The organism is Streptomyces sp. I05A-00742 (genome assembly GCF_013055795.1).
In the GTDB taxonomy this organism is placed as follows: domain Bacteria; phylum Actinomycetota; class Actinomycetes; order Streptomycetales; family Streptomycetaceae; genus Streptomyces.
On the sequence record NZ_JABETO010000003.1, the window covers coordinates 1 to 15,068 of the forward strand.

General features: G+C 74.2%; 15 protein-coding genes. 5 read left to right on the forward strand and 10 right to left on the reverse strand.

Annotation, left to right across the window (positions count from 1 at the left end; translation table 11 throughout):
- Positions 1–916, forward strand: a 916-nt coding sequence (locus HN013_RS03440; RefSeq protein WP_171162814.1) for an AAA family ATPase, incomplete at its 5' end; no start/stop codon positions are given.
- A 42-nt stretch (positions 917–958) separates the two neighbouring features.
- On the opposite strand, the gene HN013_RS03445 is transcribed toward HN013_RS03440, so the two are convergent.
- Entirely contained in the window at positions 959–1,546 is a 588-nt protein-coding gene (locus HN013_RS03445) for a hypothetical protein (RefSeq protein ID WP_171162816.1), read from the reverse strand.
- 108 nt (positions 1,547–1,654) lie between these two features.
- Here HN013_RS03445 and HN013_RS03450 point away from each other — a divergent pair, with 108 nt between their 5' ends.
- The gene (locus HN013_RS03450; RefSeq protein WP_171162818.1) at positions 1,655–2,284 is read left to right on the forward strand and encodes a hypothetical protein; all 630 of its coding nucleotides are present in this window, start codon (positions 1,655–1,657) and stop codon (positions 2,282–2,284) included.
- A 32-nt stretch (positions 2,285–2,316) separates the two neighbouring features.
- On the opposite strand, the gene HN013_RS03455 is transcribed toward HN013_RS03450, so the two are convergent.
- Both HN013_RS03455 and HN013_RS03460 read right to left on the reverse strand, forming a co-directional pair.
- On the reverse strand, positions 2,317–3,123 hold the full coding sequence (locus tag HN013_RS03455) for a hypothetical protein (RefSeq protein WP_171162821.1): 807 nt from the start codon (positions 3,121–3,123) through the stop codon (positions 2,317–2,319).
- 47 nt (positions 3,124–3,170) lie between these two features.
- Positions 3,171–4,067 (reverse strand): DUF2797 domain-containing protein, encoded by an 897-nt coding sequence (locus tag HN013_RS03460; RefSeq protein ID WP_171162823.1) that lies wholly within the window; start codon positions 4,065–4,067, stop codon positions 3,171–3,173.
- 292 nt (positions 4,068–4,359) lie between these two features.
- Here HN013_RS03460 and HN013_RS03465 point away from each other — a divergent pair, with 292 nt between their 5' ends.
- The gene (locus HN013_RS03465) at positions 4,360–5,910 is read left to right on the forward strand and encodes a hypothetical protein (protein WP_171162825.1); all 1,551 of its coding nucleotides are present in this window, start codon (positions 4,360–4,362) and stop codon (positions 5,908–5,910) included.
- Positions 5,911–6,424: 514 nt separating this feature from the next.
- Here HN013_RS03465 and HN013_RS03470 read toward each other — a convergent pair.
- Positions 6,425–7,675 (reverse strand): MFS transporter, encoded by a 1,251-nt coding sequence (locus HN013_RS03470; RefSeq protein WP_171162827.1) that lies wholly within the window; start codon positions 7,673–7,675, stop codon positions 6,425–6,427.
- Positions 7,676–7,692: 17 nt separating this feature from the next.
- On the opposite strand from HN013_RS03470, the gene HN013_RS03475 reads away from it, so the two are divergent.
- Positions 7,693–8,916: an ROK family protein gene (locus tag HN013_RS03475; RefSeq protein WP_171162829.1), complete on the forward strand. Its 1,224-nt coding sequence runs from the start codon at positions 7,693–7,695 to the stop codon at positions 8,914–8,916.
- Positions 8,917–8,958: 42 nt separating this feature from the next.
- Here HN013_RS03475 and HN013_RS03480 read toward each other — a convergent pair whose 3' ends face one another.
- From HN013_RS03480 to HN013_RS03505, 6 genes are all read right to left on the reverse strand, one after another.
- A complete protein-coding gene (locus HN013_RS03480) occupies positions 8,959–9,354 on the reverse strand; it encodes a hypothetical protein (RefSeq protein WP_171162830.1) in 396 nt (131 codons plus the stop codon).
- Positions 9,351–9,638: a hypothetical protein gene (locus tag HN013_RS03485; RefSeq protein WP_171162832.1), complete on the reverse strand. Its 288-nt coding sequence runs from the start codon at positions 9,636–9,638 to the stop codon at positions 9,351–9,353. Before HN013_RS03485 ends, HN013_RS03480 begins: the two co-directional genes overlap by 4 nt.
- 115 nt (positions 9,639–9,753) lie before the next feature.
- Positions 9,754–10,329 carry an ATP-binding protein gene (locus HN013_RS03490; protein ID WP_171162834.1) on the reverse strand — a complete coding sequence of 192 codons (576 nt, stop codon included), beginning with the start codon at positions 10,327–10,329 and terminating at the stop codon, positions 9,754–9,756.
- Positions 10,330–10,556: 227 nt separating this feature from the next.
- Entirely contained in the window at positions 10,557–10,871 is a 315-nt protein-coding gene (locus HN013_RS03495) for a hypothetical protein (protein ID WP_171162836.1), read from the reverse strand.
- A 271-nt stretch (positions 10,872–11,142) separates the two neighbouring features.
- Positions 11,143–11,718 carry an SRPBCC family protein gene (locus HN013_RS03500; protein WP_171162837.1) on the reverse strand — a complete coding sequence of 192 codons (576 nt, stop codon included), beginning with the start codon at positions 11,716–11,718 and terminating at the stop codon, positions 11,143–11,145.
- 156 nt (positions 11,719–11,874) lie between these two features.
- Positions 11,875–13,119 carry a geranylgeranyl reductase family protein gene (locus HN013_RS03505; protein ID WP_171162839.1) on the reverse strand — a complete coding sequence of 415 codons (1,245 nt, stop codon included), beginning with the start codon at positions 13,117–13,119 and terminating at the stop codon, positions 11,875–11,877.
- A gap of 197 nt (positions 13,120–13,316) precedes the next feature.
- Here HN013_RS03505 and HN013_RS03510 point away from each other — a divergent pair, with 197 nt between their 5' ends.
- Complete coding sequence (locus HN013_RS03510; RefSeq protein ID WP_171162841.1) at positions 13,317–14,702, forward strand: dipeptidase; 1,386 nt, start codon at positions 13,317–13,319, stop codon at positions 14,700–14,702.
- Positions 14,703–15,068 lie beyond the last annotated feature (366 nt).

Genomic DNA, 15,068 nt, shown 5'->3' on the forward strand with positions numbered 1-15,068 from the left:
GGCGGCGGTCCCGCCGGCCCCGGCGGCACCACCCCCCGCCGCCCCGGCCCCGGCCCCCGCGCCCGTACCGGCCGCCCGTCCGGCGCCGGCCGCCTCCGACACGGCACGCCCGCCGGCGGACGTGCTCGGCGAACTCGACGCGCTGGTCGGCCTGGAGAGCGTGAAGCGCGAGGTCCGGGCGCTCACGGACATGATCGAGGTCGGCCGCCGCCGGCAGCGGGCCGGGCTGAAGGCCGCCTCGGTCCGCCGGCACCTGGTCTTCACCGGCTCCCCCGGCACCGGCAAGACGACGGTGGCCCGGCTGTACGGCGAGATCCTGGCCTCGCTGGGCGTCCTGGAGCGCGGCCACCTGGTCGAGGTCTCCCGGGTGGACCTGGTGGGCGAGCACATCGGCTCCACGGCCATCCGCACCCAGGAGGCGTTCGAACGGGCCCGCGGCGGTGTGCTCTTCATCGACGAGGCGTACGCGCTGGCCCCCGAGGACTCGGGCCGGGACTTCGGCCGGGAGGCCATCGACACGCTGGTGAAGCTGATGGAGGACCACCGGGAGGCGGTGGTGGTGATCGTCGCCGGCTACACCGCGGAGATGGAGCGCTTCCTGACCGTCAACCCCGGTGTGGCGTCCCGCTTCTCACGGACGATCACCTTCGGCGACTACGCGCCCGAGGAACTGCTGCGGATCGTCGAGCAGCAGGCGGAGGAGCACGAGTACCGGATCGGGGACGGCGCCGCCGAGGCGCTGCTCCACTACTTCCGGTCCGTACCGCGCGGCCCGGCGTTCGGCAACGGCCGTACGGCGCGCCAGACGTTCGAGGCGATGGTCGAGCGGCACGCGGGGCGGGTGGCACAGCTGACGCACCCCAGCACGGACGATCTGACGCTGCTGTACGCGGAGGATCTGCCGGCGCTGCCGTAGGGCACTCCTGCGAGCGGGCGGGACCGCCGGGGACGTGCGGTGTCAGAAGTCCGGGACGTCCACTCGGCTCAGGAAACGTCCGGGCCAGGAGTACAGCGCGCCGCCGAAGGTGAGGTTGCGGGTGTAGACGCCCTCCAGCAGGACCGCCAGCCCGAGGTCCAGCCCGTCGCAGGCGCCGTCCCCGGTGCCCGTGATGCGCCGCGGGTGCCGCTCCGCCGAGCGCGTCATCGCGACGACGGCCCCCTCGCGCCGCAGTTCGTGGCGGAGCCGGCCACCGAGCGACCGGTACCGGTAGGAGCGCCCGGCGATCTCGATCCGCAGGGCGCGCCGGCCGGCCGCGACCGCGAAATGACGGCGTTCGACCCGGGCCGTCCACCCGTCGGCGGTCAGCGTCGTCCGGGCGAGGCGGGGCCGGTCACGGAAGTCGACGCCGGTGAAGCTCATGGGTGCGATCGTCTCTCCCGACACCCAGGCGGTGAGGGTGTCCCGGGTGAGGTCCTCCTCCGCCGGGCAGACCAGTTCGACCGTCCCGGACCCGGGCACGGTACCGGTCCATGTGTGCGTGGCCCGCTTCCGCAGACGGCCGCGGGCGGAGCCCGCGTGGACGAGTTCGAAACGGACGGTGTGCACGGCGTCGGGCCAACCTCTCGACAAGTGAGGCGGTGAGGTTACCTTCCGTCCGCCACGGGCGCGGAATCGAATGGTCAGCGCCTCGGCGGCGCCTCTACCCTGCGTTCCATGGGCACCGACATCTACGGCGGCATCGAGGTCCGCGACCCGTGCGCCGACGAGGACTGGTACGAATGGCCGGCCTGGCAGCGTGCCATGGACCTGTCCCCGCTGTACTTCGGCCGGGACTACGCGTCCTTCGCCTCTCTCTTCGGTGTCCGCGACGACATCGGCTGGGACCCGGTCGCCGCCCGCAGGGGGCTGCCCCCGGACGTGTCGTCCGAGATGAAGGAGGAGTTCGACAAGGCCGTCGGTACCGACCCCGTGGTGCACAGTCCGACCTGGGTGACCTGGGGTGAACTGGACCGGGCCGACCTGGACGCCGCTCCCCCGGGCGTCCGGGGCGTCCTCCTGCTGCGCCACGACCGTTCCCCGGCGCTCGAAATCCGTTACTGGATCACCGACCACTGGCCGTCCGGTGCCGTGGAGAAGCTGGGCGCTCCGCCGTCCCCGCGGAGCCCCGCCGACACCCCGTTCGGCGAATGGCGGCTGGGCTCCACACGGCTGACCTACGAGAGCTTCACCCGCCGGGACGCCGTGGGCCCGGGAACCGGCTGGGAGCATGTGTTCGCCGTCATGAAGGCACTCGCCGGGCGGTTCGGCGACGAGGGCGTCCGGCTGGTCGTGTACTTCGACTGAGGCCGCGGCTTCGGCAGTGGGCCGGTTCCGGGCTACGGGAACGTCTTGCGCCACCCCTGCCGGAGGAGGCGGTCCACCGCCCGGTCCAGCATGGCCCGGCCTTCCCCTGGGACCCACCAGAACGACCAGTTGACGTCGATCGTCAGCTCGATGAACTCGTCGTACTCCGGGCCGTCGGAGGGGCCGTCGGAATCCACCGTGCCGGGTGACTTGCCGACCCTCAGCAGGAACGGACACCACACGCCGATCCCCGGGGCGGTCACCCACACGCGACCGTCGGCACATTCGAAGGGGACGGAGACACGGCGCGCCTTGTTGTCGTAGTCGTCAATGCGCAGTTCGTCGTTCCCGAGATGCCGGTCGGGTTCGGGCAGCCTGGCCCAGGTGTGGCGTACGCGTATCTCCACCCAGGCCGGGCGCTTGCCCTCCGGTGCCTCGCACGGCTCGTCCAGTACGCGGTCGACAGCGCCGGGCATCGACCGCTCGTCCAGCGCCGCCACATCCATGAGCTGTGGATCCACATACATCGAGCAGTCGGGGGACGGCGCCTGCGGCGTTCTCAGGAACCAGTTCCATCGCGGTGGCCTGCCCTCGCTCCAGCCGTACTCGACGTCCACCCATGTTCTGGTCATATCGAGTGTCACGGGTCTGATGAGTCCCGCGCACAGCTCGGCCAGCGCTCGGACCGCATGGTGAGCGGTCGGTCGCTCTCGCTCGATCGGCTGCCGGCCGGGTACGGGGTCCCACTGAAATCCGTACTCCAGCACGATCGTTCGACTGTCGTCGAAGATGAAGTGCTCAGTCGGCTCCGGGCGCTCCGACGGCTTCGTGTCTCGCATGGACGTCGATTGTGCGGCAGCGGACAGAGCGGCGTGTCCGCCCCGCGTCAGAACAGCGCCTCGGGACCGGCCGGTTCGTCCCGTTCGGCCGGCCGCACCTCGGCGGTCGTCCGTGCGCCGGCCGGTGCCGGTTCCAGTTCCCAGCCCGCCAGCCGCCGCGCGTCCACGAGCACCGGACGGCCGTCCGTCGTCTCCAGGTAGACGTCGGGCCCGGCGACGGCGAGCACCCGTCCGGCGACGGTGCGTCCGGGCGAGAGGTCGACGACGCCGTGGCCGGGGCCGATGCGGTCCAGGTGGAAGGCGGCGTCGTGGTGTACGGGCGCGAAGGGGCGGACGTCCAGCGAGTCCGGCAGGCCGGGCAGGGTGCGGGCGCGCGCGTGGAGCGCCGCGAGTTCGGCCGCCCGGCCGTCGGGCGGGGGCAGCGGGTGGCGGGCGGCGCGTTTGGCGGCGTAGGGGAAGCGGTCGGGGATGCCGAGCGCGGCGCCCAGGACGGCCTCCGTCCGGCGGGCGGCCATCAACGGCCCGCGGCCGAGCAACGCGTGGGAGAGGGCGGCCTGTTCGAGGAGCCGGACGCCCTGCCGCTCGGTGGCCGTGATTCCGGCCTTGACCAGGCCCGGGGCGAACCAGGCGAGGTAGACGTCGTACGGGCGCGGGTCGTCGGCCATCGTGTCGGCGGCGACGGAGCGGGAGCGGTCCAGCCGGGCGCAGTCGGCGCACTGCGCGGAGACGGCCCCTGCCGCGGTCCCGGCGGCGGTCGGGCAGGGCGTGTACCGGCCGGCGCGGCGGACGCCGGTGCAGTGCCGCCGGCCGCCGGTGGTGAAGGCGAGCTGCCGCCCGGGCGGCAGCGGGGACGGACGGTCGCCGCGCTCCGGGTGCAGCCAGGACAGCGCGGGTCCCGCCGCGCTCCACCGCAGCCCGGCACAGAGCCATCCGGGTCGCCCCATGGTCTCCGTCGTCCTCCCGCCCTTTTGCCGCGCCCCTGACCCGTCCCAGCCTGTCACGGCGTCGGGGAGACGGGGACGACGGCCCTGGGCGGAGACGACGCACGGGCGGGCCGCGCTCCTCTGACCTCCTCCCGGGACCGTCCCTCCGCCGAATGGCGCCATCCGGGCGTCCCACCTTGCTCGTTCCGCTCCTCCCTTCACACTGGAACCGTGCTGCCGTCATCGCTGTCGGCGGCACACCGTCCGGGCCGTGCGGGCCGTGCGGCTCCCGGCCTTCCCAGGAGGAAGCCCCGTGGCTCTGCCCCGCGCCCTCGCGCCCGGTCTGCCGGAGCTGCTCCGCAGCCGCTGCCGGTCGACCGCCCCGGTGCTCTGGGTGGCCGTGGTGTTCGGGGTGCTCCAGCCGGCCGTGGTGCCGCTGTGGCTTCCCCTCGGCTGGGACGAGGCCGTCTACGCCAGCCAGGTCAGCCCCCGCGTCCCCGCCGCCTACTTCAGCGCCCCCCGGGCACGCGGCATCAGCTGGCTGGCCGCGCCGGCGGTCCTGCTGAGCGGCTCCACCGTCGTCCTGCGGGCCTGGATGCTCCTCGCCGCCACGGCCGGTCTGGCAGCGGCCTACTGGCCGTGGCGCCGCCTGCTCGGCGAGGCGCGTGCCGCGCTGGCCGCCGGGCTGTTCGCGGGCCTGTGGATCGTCGGGTTCTACGCCAACGAGGTGATGCCCAACCTCTATGTGGCCTACGGGACGACCGCGGCCGTCGGCTGGTTCCTGGTCGCGGCCGAGGGCGGCGGCCGGGGACGGGCACTGCCGGCCCTCGCCGTGTCCGTCGCGTGCACCGCGCTGTTCCGGCCCCCGGACGCCGTGCTCCTGGCCGGTGTCCTGCTCGTGGCCGCGGTCCTGCCCGCCCTGCGGCGCGGCGTTCGGCCGGCGGCCGCCGTCGCGGCCGGTCTGGCCGTGGGGCTGCTGCCCTGGCTCGTGGAGGCGTACACGGAGTTCGGCGGGCCCTGGGCGCGGCTCCGGCAGGGCAGCGCCGTCCAGGGCGGCATGGTCTGGACGAACGCCGTCGGCATGCACCTGAAGGCCCTCAACGGGCCTTTGCTGTGCCGCCCGTGCGACATCGAGTGGACCCACGGTCCGCTCGCCCTGTGGTGGCTCGCCACCCCGGTCGTCACGGTCGCCGCGCTGGTCATGGCGCGGCGCGGGGGCGTGCGTACGGCGCGGACGGGCCGGCTGGGCCGCCCGCCGAGCCCGTCGAGCCCGCTGAGCCCGCGCACGGTGCCGATGACCGCCGTCGCCCTGCCCGCCGCCTGTGCGGCCGTCGTTGCGGCGCAGTACCTGTTCCTCGTGGGCTACGCCGCGCCACGTTTCCTCCTGCCCGCCTACGCCCTGCTCGCCCTGCCCGCCGCCTGCTTCCTCGCCGGGCTGTGCACGGCCGCGTCCGGCCGCCGCCGTCCGGTCCTGGCCGTGCTGCTCGCGGCGGGGATCGCCGCGCACCTGCTCTCGCAGTACCTGGTGCTCCAGCGCAGGACCGCCGACCAGCGGGAGCTGCGCGCGGCCACCGGACAGGCCGCGCGGTGGCTGCACGGGGTGGGGCTGCGCCCGCCGTGCACGCTGGTGGGGCCGGAAGTGGTGCCCCTGGCGTTCCACGCGGGCTGCGCCTCCGAGGCCCTGAGCGGCAACAACGCCTCCATCACCGAAGAGGCACTGCACCGGGCCACCCGGACCCGGCACGTGGCCGCGGCGGGCCACAGCCCCCATCCGCCGCCGTACGCCCGGTCCTGGGCACCCCGCACGGTCCGCACGCCGGACGGAACGGTCTGGTACGTCTTCGTCGCTCCGGCGCCGCGCTGACCGCTCGCGCCGTGTCGGCGCGGTGGGGTGGGAGCGGTGGCGGTGGTGTGAGGAGCGCTGGGAAGGCCGTCCGCGCCCTCACGGCGCCATGCGACGGCGGACGGGCGGCGCGAGGTGACGGTGCGGAGGGCCCCGGCCCGAGGTCCCGGCGCAGCGCCCTCGCGACCCCGTGCCACGGGCGGCAGGGTGGAAGCCGCGCGGCGTGGGATGGCAGCGCGGAGGACCGGCCGTGGTCCCGACGCACCGGCCGGCCGCGGAGCCCAAGCCGGATCCCGGGCAGCGGGGTTGCCGACCGCGCCGCCACCGAACGTGCGTTCAGCCTGTCCGATGGTGCGGTGACGAGGCCCGGGCCCCCGACGGCTCCGCCATGACCCCTGCCAGGACCGCCAGGAAACGAACATCGCAGAGTGCCGGCCCCGGGCAGCCCCGGCCGGGCCCTCGAAGGCTGTGTCACCGGGAAAGGGGTGAGCCCTGGCGGCGACAGCCGCCTACAGGCGGTGAGACCGGAGCCCCCTCAGCCCGCCTCCGTAACTCCCCGCGCACCCCGCGCGGTCCGCGCCCCGCCCCCGGTCACTCCCGCGATGAGGGCCGCCATGGCGGCGAGCGCCGCGACGGTGGTCAGCGCGGCGGGGAGGGAGAACCGGTCGGCGAGGAGGCCGATGGCGGGCGGGCCGAGGAGCATGCCGCCGTAGCCGAAGGTGGACGCGGCGGCGACCCCGCCGGGCCCGGTGAGCTCTCCGGCGCGGCCGATGGCGACGGGGAAGATGTTGGCGAGCCCCAGGCCGGTCAGGGCGAAGCCGACGAGCACCGCCCACAGGGCCGGGGCCAGGGAGGCGAGCAGCATGCCCGCGGCGGCGGTCGCCCCGCCGAGGACGAGGGTCCGGGTCCGGCCGAGGCGTTCGAGCAGGGCGGTGCCGGACAGCCGGCCCGCGGTCATCGCGAGCGCGAAGATTGAGTAGCCCACCGCGGCGGTGCCCACGCCGACGCCGACGTCCTGCTGGAGGTGGAGGGCGCCCCAGTCGGCGAGCGCCCCCTCGCCGTAGGAGGAGCACAGGGCGATCAGGCCGAGGACGACGACCAGGCCGCGCCCGCGCACGGGCGGCTTCGGGCCGGCCGGCGCGGCGCTCCGGGCGGCCTCCGGCGGCCGGGGCGCCGGGTGGGAGAGCAGGGCGCGCCCGGCGACGGCGGTGACGACCAGGCCGACAACGGCGAGCAGAAGAAGGTGCCCGGTGACGGGCAGCTGCCCGGCGACGAGGCCGCCGAGCCCCGCGCCGAGCATCCCGCCGACGCTGTAGGCGGCGTGGAAGCTGGGCATCACCGGCCTGCGCAGCGCCGCGACGAGGTCGACGGCCGCGCTGTTCATGGCGACGTTGATGCCTCCGTAGGCGGCGCCGAAGACGAGCAGGACGAGGCCGAGGGCGAGCGCCGAGTGGGCGAAGGGCGGCAGGGCGATGCCGAGGCACATCACGGCCGCCGTGACGACGGTGACGGGGTGGCTGCCGAAGCGCCGGCACAGGCGTCCGGTCAGCATCATCACGGCGACGGCCCCCGCCGAGACGCCCAGCAGGGCGAGGCCGAGCGCACCGGCGGAGGCGCCGGTGCGCTCCTTGATCGACGGGATGCGGACCACCCAGCCGGCGAAGAGGAAGCCGTCGAGGGCGAAGAAGACGGTGAGTGCGGTACGGAGGCGGCGGAGCGACGGATCGGGCGGGGTGACACGCTGTTCCCCCCGAAGGGCCGTCCGTATTTTGTTTAGCGTCGGCACAAAGTCAGAATAGGGGTGTGACCCAGACTCGGACAACACGTTTGGAGCGCGGCCGCGCCGCCCTCGGCCCCGCCCTGGAGCTCGTCCACACCGGGCGAGCCCCCACGCGCGCCGTGCTCACCGCCGAACTCGGCGTGACCCGGGCGACCGCCGGTGCCGTCGCCGCGGAGCTGGAGGCGCTCGGCCTGATCCGGGTGGACGCCCGTCCGACGGCGACCGCCGGGTCGCAGGGCCGTCCCTCGCACCGGCTGTCCGTCGCACCCGACGGGCCCGTGGTACTGGCCGCGCAGATCCACGCGGACGGCTTCCGGGCCGCGCTCGTCGGCCTCGGCGGCCGGATGGTCGCCACCGCACCCGGCTGTATGACGGTCCCCGCCGACCCCGCCCACATCATCGACGCCGTCGTCGAGGCCGGTGCCGGGCTGCTGCGCGAGACCGGCCAGCGCTGCCTCGGCGCGGGCCTCGCCGTACCGTCCGCGGTGGCCGAGCCGGAGGGCACCGCCCTCAACCCGCTCCACCTCCTGTGGCCCGCCGGCGCGCCGGTCCGCGCGCTGTTCACCGATGCCCTGGCCAAGGCGGGCGTCCTCGGCCCCGGGGGCCTGCCCGTCACCGGCATGGCCGGCAACGACGTCAACCTCGCCGCCCTCGCCGAGCACCGCCACGGCGCGGGCCGCGGCGCCCGGCACCTGCTGTGCGTGGCCACCGGCCACCGCGGCGTCGGCGGCGCGCTGGTGCTCGACGGCCGCCTGCACAGCGGCAGTTCGGGGCTGGCCCTGGAGGTCGGCCACCTGACGGTCAACCCGGCCGGACTGCCCTGCCACTGCGGCAGCCGCGGCTGCCTCGACGTCGAGGCCGACCCGGCGGCCTTCCTCACCGCCGCCGGCCGCGAACCGGGCCCCGCCGGCTCCCTGCTGCACCAGGCGACGGAGCTGATCCGGACCGCGTACGACGACCCGTCCGTCCGCGGCGCCACCGAACTGATCGCCGACCGCCTCGGCCTGGGCCTCGCCGGCCTCGTCAACATCCTCAACCCCGACCGCATCGTCCTGGGCGGCCTCCACCGCGAACTCCTCGCCGCCGACCCCGACCGCCTCCGCGCCGTCGTCGCCGACCGCAGCCTCTGGGGCCGCAGCGGCAGCGTGCCCATCCTCCCCTCCACCCTCGACCACAACAGCCTCATCGGCGCGGCGGAGGCGGCGTGGCAGCCGGTGCTGGACGATCCGTTGGGGGTGCTGGGCTGAGGTGCGGGCGCGCCCGGCCGGCGCGGCCCCCGCCCCGGTCTTTCACATGAAGCCGAGCATCCCGGGCGAGTCGATATCCACGGTGATCACGCCGGGGGGATACGCCTCCTCCCGGTCGGTCAGCAGGATGGACATGCCCGCGAATTCCGCTCGCGGCATGGCGCAGTAGAGAGCGTGGCAGATGTCCGGACCGCCGTAGCCGTCGCGGACCATCACCCCCACGGTGATCGCCGCGATCGCGTCGAGGCTGTCGACGGCAACGGAGGACAGGGCAAGGACATGACGGGAGATGTCGTCGGCCGACTCCGCTTGCATCAGGCAGGTGGCGGGAACGATCAGCCGGTCTCCCCGCGATTTGGCCACGTTGCCCGCGAGCAGGTGCAACGCCTTGTGGCCCCGGGCGAGCGCCACTACGGCGCCCGTGTCGAGGATGATCACGCCGCATTACCCCGCGTGGCAGCCCGGACCTTCTCGGCGGCGATCTTGTAGATGTTGCCGAGAACATCGGGAGCCTCTTCGAACTCCTCGTCACTGATGTTGACGCCGAACAGACTGCGGATGACCTCCCGGTCGGCCGCCAGCCGCTCGGCGCGCTGAGCAGCAGTCGGCTGCTGATCGGCCAGCCGCTCCACCAACTGGCCGATACTCAACCCTTGTTCCTTCGCCAGCTCGGCGAGGCGGTCGCGCGTTGCCCGGGAGACTTGAATCGTCGTTGTCGCCATAGCGTCAATATAGCGACCCTACAGGCTTTGAGTCCGCCGATCGGCTTCACTGTTCAGCCCCAGAAATGGAAAGGCCGGAATCTGACGAGCACCGTGCCATGCCACCCCCGCCGGCCTACGCCGGCGACCGCTCCCGTGCCACCGCCGGGACGGCCCCCGCTCCCGCCGGCCGCAGCACCGCCGCCGGTTCCGCGAAGGCGGCGCCGCCGAGGGAGGTGAGCGTGGACGTCGGCCGCTCGAAGGCCACCGCCGGTTCGGCGCCGCGGTCCCGCCAGGGGTCCGGGGCGGGGGCGGAGGCGGGTACGAGCAGGGTGAACCAGACCGCCTTCCCGCCGTCGTGGCGCTGCTGCACGCCCCAGCTGGCGCTGAGCGCCGCGACCAGGGCGAGGCCGCGCCCATGGGTGCTGGTCTCGTCCGGAGCGCCGACGCGGGGCAGCCGGGGGTCGTGGTCCCGCACCGAGACGGTGAGCCGGTCGAGCATGAGGGCGATCTCGACCGTGCAGCGCTTGTCCGGTTCCGCGTGCTGGTGGACGTTGGTGAGGAGCTCGGTCACACCGAGCGCGGCCGGGTCGATGAGCGGATCGAGATGCCAGTAGCGCAACTGCGCAGATACGATTCTGCGCACCTGTCGGATCCGCTGCGGCAGGGCTTGGAGCTCGACGGTGCAGTGCTTGTTCACTCGGCTGATCACGGCTGCGACTCCCTGAAGAAGTAGGGCTAGCCTGATGCAGATACGTGTCGCGGTACGCGTCCGTTCCGGTCCGGCAGCACGGGGCCGGACCGCACGGCGGACACCGATCCGGAACGCGACCGTCGATGACCCTCAGTGATGCAGGTACGCCTCAAGGGTCGGCCTTCGCCGTCGCGCGCGCAACTCGTGCGCCCCCGTTGTGCACCCGTGGCGCCCCCGCCGCGCGCTCACTCCGGAGCGTCACCGCGCGCGGCCTCCACCGCCTCCAGGAAGCGGCGGACGACCGCCTCGGGGTCCTGTCCGGACTCCCCGAGGTCGAGCAGGTAGCGGTTGCCGTTGAGCGTGGCCCGGGCCCGGTCGCGGGCGGCGAACCACGGCTTCCTGGCCTGGACCGCGTCCACGGGCGCGCTGTCGATCTCCACTCCGTAGCTGGTCAGAAGCTCCAGGCGACCGTTGTGGATCTTCACCTGACCGGCCCGGGTGAGCGAGCGGAGAGACTTCTCGATCCGTACCCCTGTCGCCTTGAACTCCGGTCCCGCCACGGCGCACCGCCTCTCCGGCCGAATGGGTGTCTGCTGCGCAGTCTGCCCGCGGCCCGGCCCCCTGCACCAGGGGCCGTTGCGATCGTACGATCGCAGGGATCCGGTGGCGTCCGCACCGGAGCGACGGGTGACGGACCGCGACGGCCTGCCGAGCGGCACGAACGGCTCACCGCCCCGGGGAGGCTCCGGCGCGCCGGAACGGGACCCCGCCCCCGTTCCGTGCGACGAATCACCGGAGGCGCGAAAAGCGAACCGCCGGAGGCCCCCGCTGTCACCCCCGGGCGGCGGCCCGCCCCGGCGCGCCGTCGTCCGGTCCGCCGTCACCCGGCGCGCCCGCCGCGCCCGTGGCGCCGTCGGCGGCCAGGTGCCGGTCCAGGGCGCGCACGGCGTCGCGGAATGTCCGGCGCATGACGGGCCGCCCGAGGAGAACGAGGCAACGGAGCGGCAGCGGGGCGTCCAGCGCCAGGGTCCACCGGACGAGGGTGCCGCTCCCGGCGGGCGCGAGCCGCCAGTCCTCCAACACGGCCCGCAGCCCTGGCACGTTGGTGGCGTCGACCCGGTAGGCGTACCGCTCCGGCGCGTCGGCGGCCATCACCGTCTCCTCGAACCGGGCCCCGCCCATCAGCCGGATCTCCCGGCGGCGGCGCCCCGTGCCGTCGAGCGGCCGCGCCAGCGTCACGACGCGGTACCAGCGGGGCCACGCGGTCACGTCCTCGGCCAGGGCGCGGTAGACCCGCGCGGGCTCCGCCGCCGTCCGGGAGACGAAGGTCAGCCGCAGCGGCGCGCTCCCGGCGGAACCCGTCGCACCGGCGAAATCAGCGCCCACAGGGCGGAGTCTGCGCGCCATCGAGGAGCTCCCCAGGGGGTCGGCCGGCCGCGTACGCGCACACCTTAGCCCGCGTGTCACGGGTTGTCTGCGGCACGTTCACCGTGCGGGGAGAGGCCCGGAGAGACGCCCGGAACACCCCCCCACCGGCACCGCCCCCCATCGGCACCGCTCCCGTCAGGCCCGCCCGGCCGGAATCCGGTCCGCCGCGGCGACCAACCGCCGTGCCACCGGGTGGGTCCGTACGATCTCGGCGAGCGTGGTCGTCCCCCGGGTGACCCGGGCGAAGGCCCGCCAGGCCGGCCCGAAGCCGGTGACGGCGGCGTGGAACGCCCCCGGCTTGCGGGTGTACAGGGCGAGGATCCGGCGGCCCACGCCCATCTCGACCCCGAGCCCGGCCTTGATGGCGAACGCGTAGTTGAGGGCCTGGCGACGGGCGTCCACCGCGTCCTGCGCCTCGGCGATGCGCACGGCCCACTCCCCCGCCAGCCGTCCGGAGCGCAGCGCGAACGAGATGCCCTCGCGGGTCCAGGGCTCCAGCAGTCCGGCCGCGTCGCCGCAGACGATGACCCGGCCACGGGAGAGCGGCGAGTCGTCGGACCGGCAGCGGGTCAGGTGGCCGGAGGAGATGCTGGGCTCGAACCCGGCCAGCCCGAGGCGGGCGATGAAGTCCTCCAGGTAGCGCTTGGTCGCGGCGCCCTCGCCGCGGGCGCTGATCACCCCGACGGTGAGGGTGTCGCCCTTGGGGAACACCCAGCCGTAACTGCCGGGCAGCGGGCCCCAGTCGATGAGCACCCGGCCCGCCCAGTCCTCGGCGACCGGCGCCGGGACCGGGATCTCGGCCTCCAGGCCGAGATCGACCTGGTCCAGCTTCACCCCGACGTGTGCTCCTATACGGCCGGCGCTGCCGTCCGCGCCGACGACCGCGCGCGCCAGGACCGTCGTGCCGTCCCCGAGCACGACGGCGACCGTACGCCGGTCGGGCACCGCCGGGCCGTGCTGCTCGACGCGGGCCACCGTCATGCCGGTGCGCACCTCGGCGCCGGCGGCCTTCGCGGCCTCGACCAGGCCGGCATCGAACTCCGGCCGGTTGATGAGGCCGAAGAGCATCTTCTTGGACCGGCGGGTGCGCGTCAGCCTGCCGTTGAGGGAGAACGTGACGGCGTGCACCCGGTCGCGCAGCGGCAGTTCGAAGCCCGGCGGGAGCGCGTCGCGGGACGGGCCGATGATGCCGCCGCCGCACGTCTTGTAACGCGGCAGTTCGGCCTTCTCCAGCAGCAGGACGCGGCGTCCCGCGCCGGCCGCGGCGTGCGCCGCCGAGGCTCCGGCGGGACCGGCGCCCACCACGACGACGTCCCACACCGGCTCGCCGTCCCCCGGCACGTCGCGGCCCGTTTCCCGGGCTGTGTTGTCGCTGCTCACCTGTGCTTCCGCTCCCGCTCGTCCGCCGCCGCCGGCACCTCCGGCCGCACCGCCCGCATCCTACGGCCAGGCCGTGGGCCCACCCGCCGCCGGGAAGCCGCGGTGGCCCGCCCGGAGCGCCGTGGGACGCCATGAAAGGATCGACGGCGTCATCGCCCGTACGTACACCACAACGTTGTGCCTCCAAGGAGCGTTCCATGGACACCTCCCCGGCCCACCGGCCCGACTCCGCCGCCCTCGCCGCGACCGTCGCCTCCCTCCAGCCCCGCGCCCGGACCGAGCTGGCCGAACTGGTCGCCTTCCGGTCGGTGGCGGACGAGGCGCAGTTCCCGAAGAGCGAGTGCGAGGCGGCGGCGGAGTGGGTGGCCGGCGCGCTGCGGGGCGAGGGTTTCCAGGACGTCGCCGTACTGGACACGCCGGACGGTACGCAGTCCGTCTACGGCTATCTGCCCGGCCCGGCCGGCGCCCCCACGGTGCTGCTGTACGCGCACTACGACGTGCAGCCGCCGCTGGACGAGGACGCGTGGCTGTCCCCGCCGTTCGAGCTGACCGAGCGGGACGGCCGCTGGTACGGCCGCGGCGCGGCCGACTGCAAGGGCGGCTTCATCATGCACCTGTCGGCCCTGCGCGCCCTCAAGGCGCACGGCGAGGTGCCGGTCGGCGTGAAGGTGATCGTCGAGGGCTCGGAGGAGCAGGGCACCGGCGGTCTCCAGCGGTACGCCGAGGCGCACCCGGAGCTGCTCGCCGCCGACGCCATCGTCATCGGTGACGCCGGCAACTTCCGCCTCGGCCTGCCGACCGTGACCGCCACGCTGCGCGGCATGATGCTGATGCGCGTCGAGGTGAACACCCTGGAGGGCAACCTGCACTCCGGCATGTTCGGCGGCGCCGCCCCCGACGCGCTCGCCGCACTCATCCGCGCCCTCGACTCGCTCCGCGCGCCCGACGGCACGACCGTCATCGACGGCCTCGAGCCGCACGGCACCTGGGACGGCCTCCAGTACCCCGAGGACGACTTCCGCTCCGACGCCAAGGTCCTCGACGGCGTCGGCCTCATCGGCTCCGGCACCGTCGCCGACCGCCTCTGGGCCCGCCCCGCCGTCACCGTCCTCGGCATCGACTGCCCGCCCGTCGTCGGCGCCACCCCCTCCGTCCACGCGAGCGCCGCCGCCCTGATCAGCCTGCGGGTGCCGCCGGGCGTGAACGCGGGCGAGACGACGAAGCTGCTCGCCGCGCACCTGGAGAAGGCGGTGCCGTGGAACGCCCGCGTGACGACCGAAGTCGTCGGCCAGGGCGAGGCGTTCAACGCCGACACCACCAGCCCCGCGTACGTGTCCATGGCCGACGCCATGCGCGTCGCCCACCCCGGCGAGGAGATGCAGACCGCCGGCATGGGCGGCTCCATCCCCCTCTGCAACACCCTCGCCGCGCTCTACCCCGACACCGAGATCCTCCTGATCGGCCTCAGCGAGCCGCAGGCCCAGATCCACGCGGTGAACGAGAGCGTCTCGCCGGAGGAACTGGAGCGGATGACGCTGACGGAGGCGCTGTTTTTGCTGAACTACGCGGAGTCGAAGCGGTAGCCCCCTAACAGGGACAGGCACTTCGGCACATCGGGGCGGCTACGGGAGGCCAGTCGCCCCGGCTTGGTCCGGGCTCCATAGATCGGACCAAGCCGGAGTCAACCGCATCATCGTGCCCGAATTTCCACGGATCACCGATTAGCCCGATACACCTGCCACGCCAGGTAGGGGAAGAAAGCGTCCCGCATCCTGCGTCCGGCTCGAGGCAGTCTCCGAAAATCTCGAACCCGGATATCCAACTTGTACGGCCCCCCGAAGTTCCCGCTAGCCGGATCCCATCTCGACTCCGTGTCCGGAAGGGCAAAAACAAGGCACATCCACGAGGGCTGCGGCGAGGGCTCCGGATGATAGGGGACAACGAGGAAT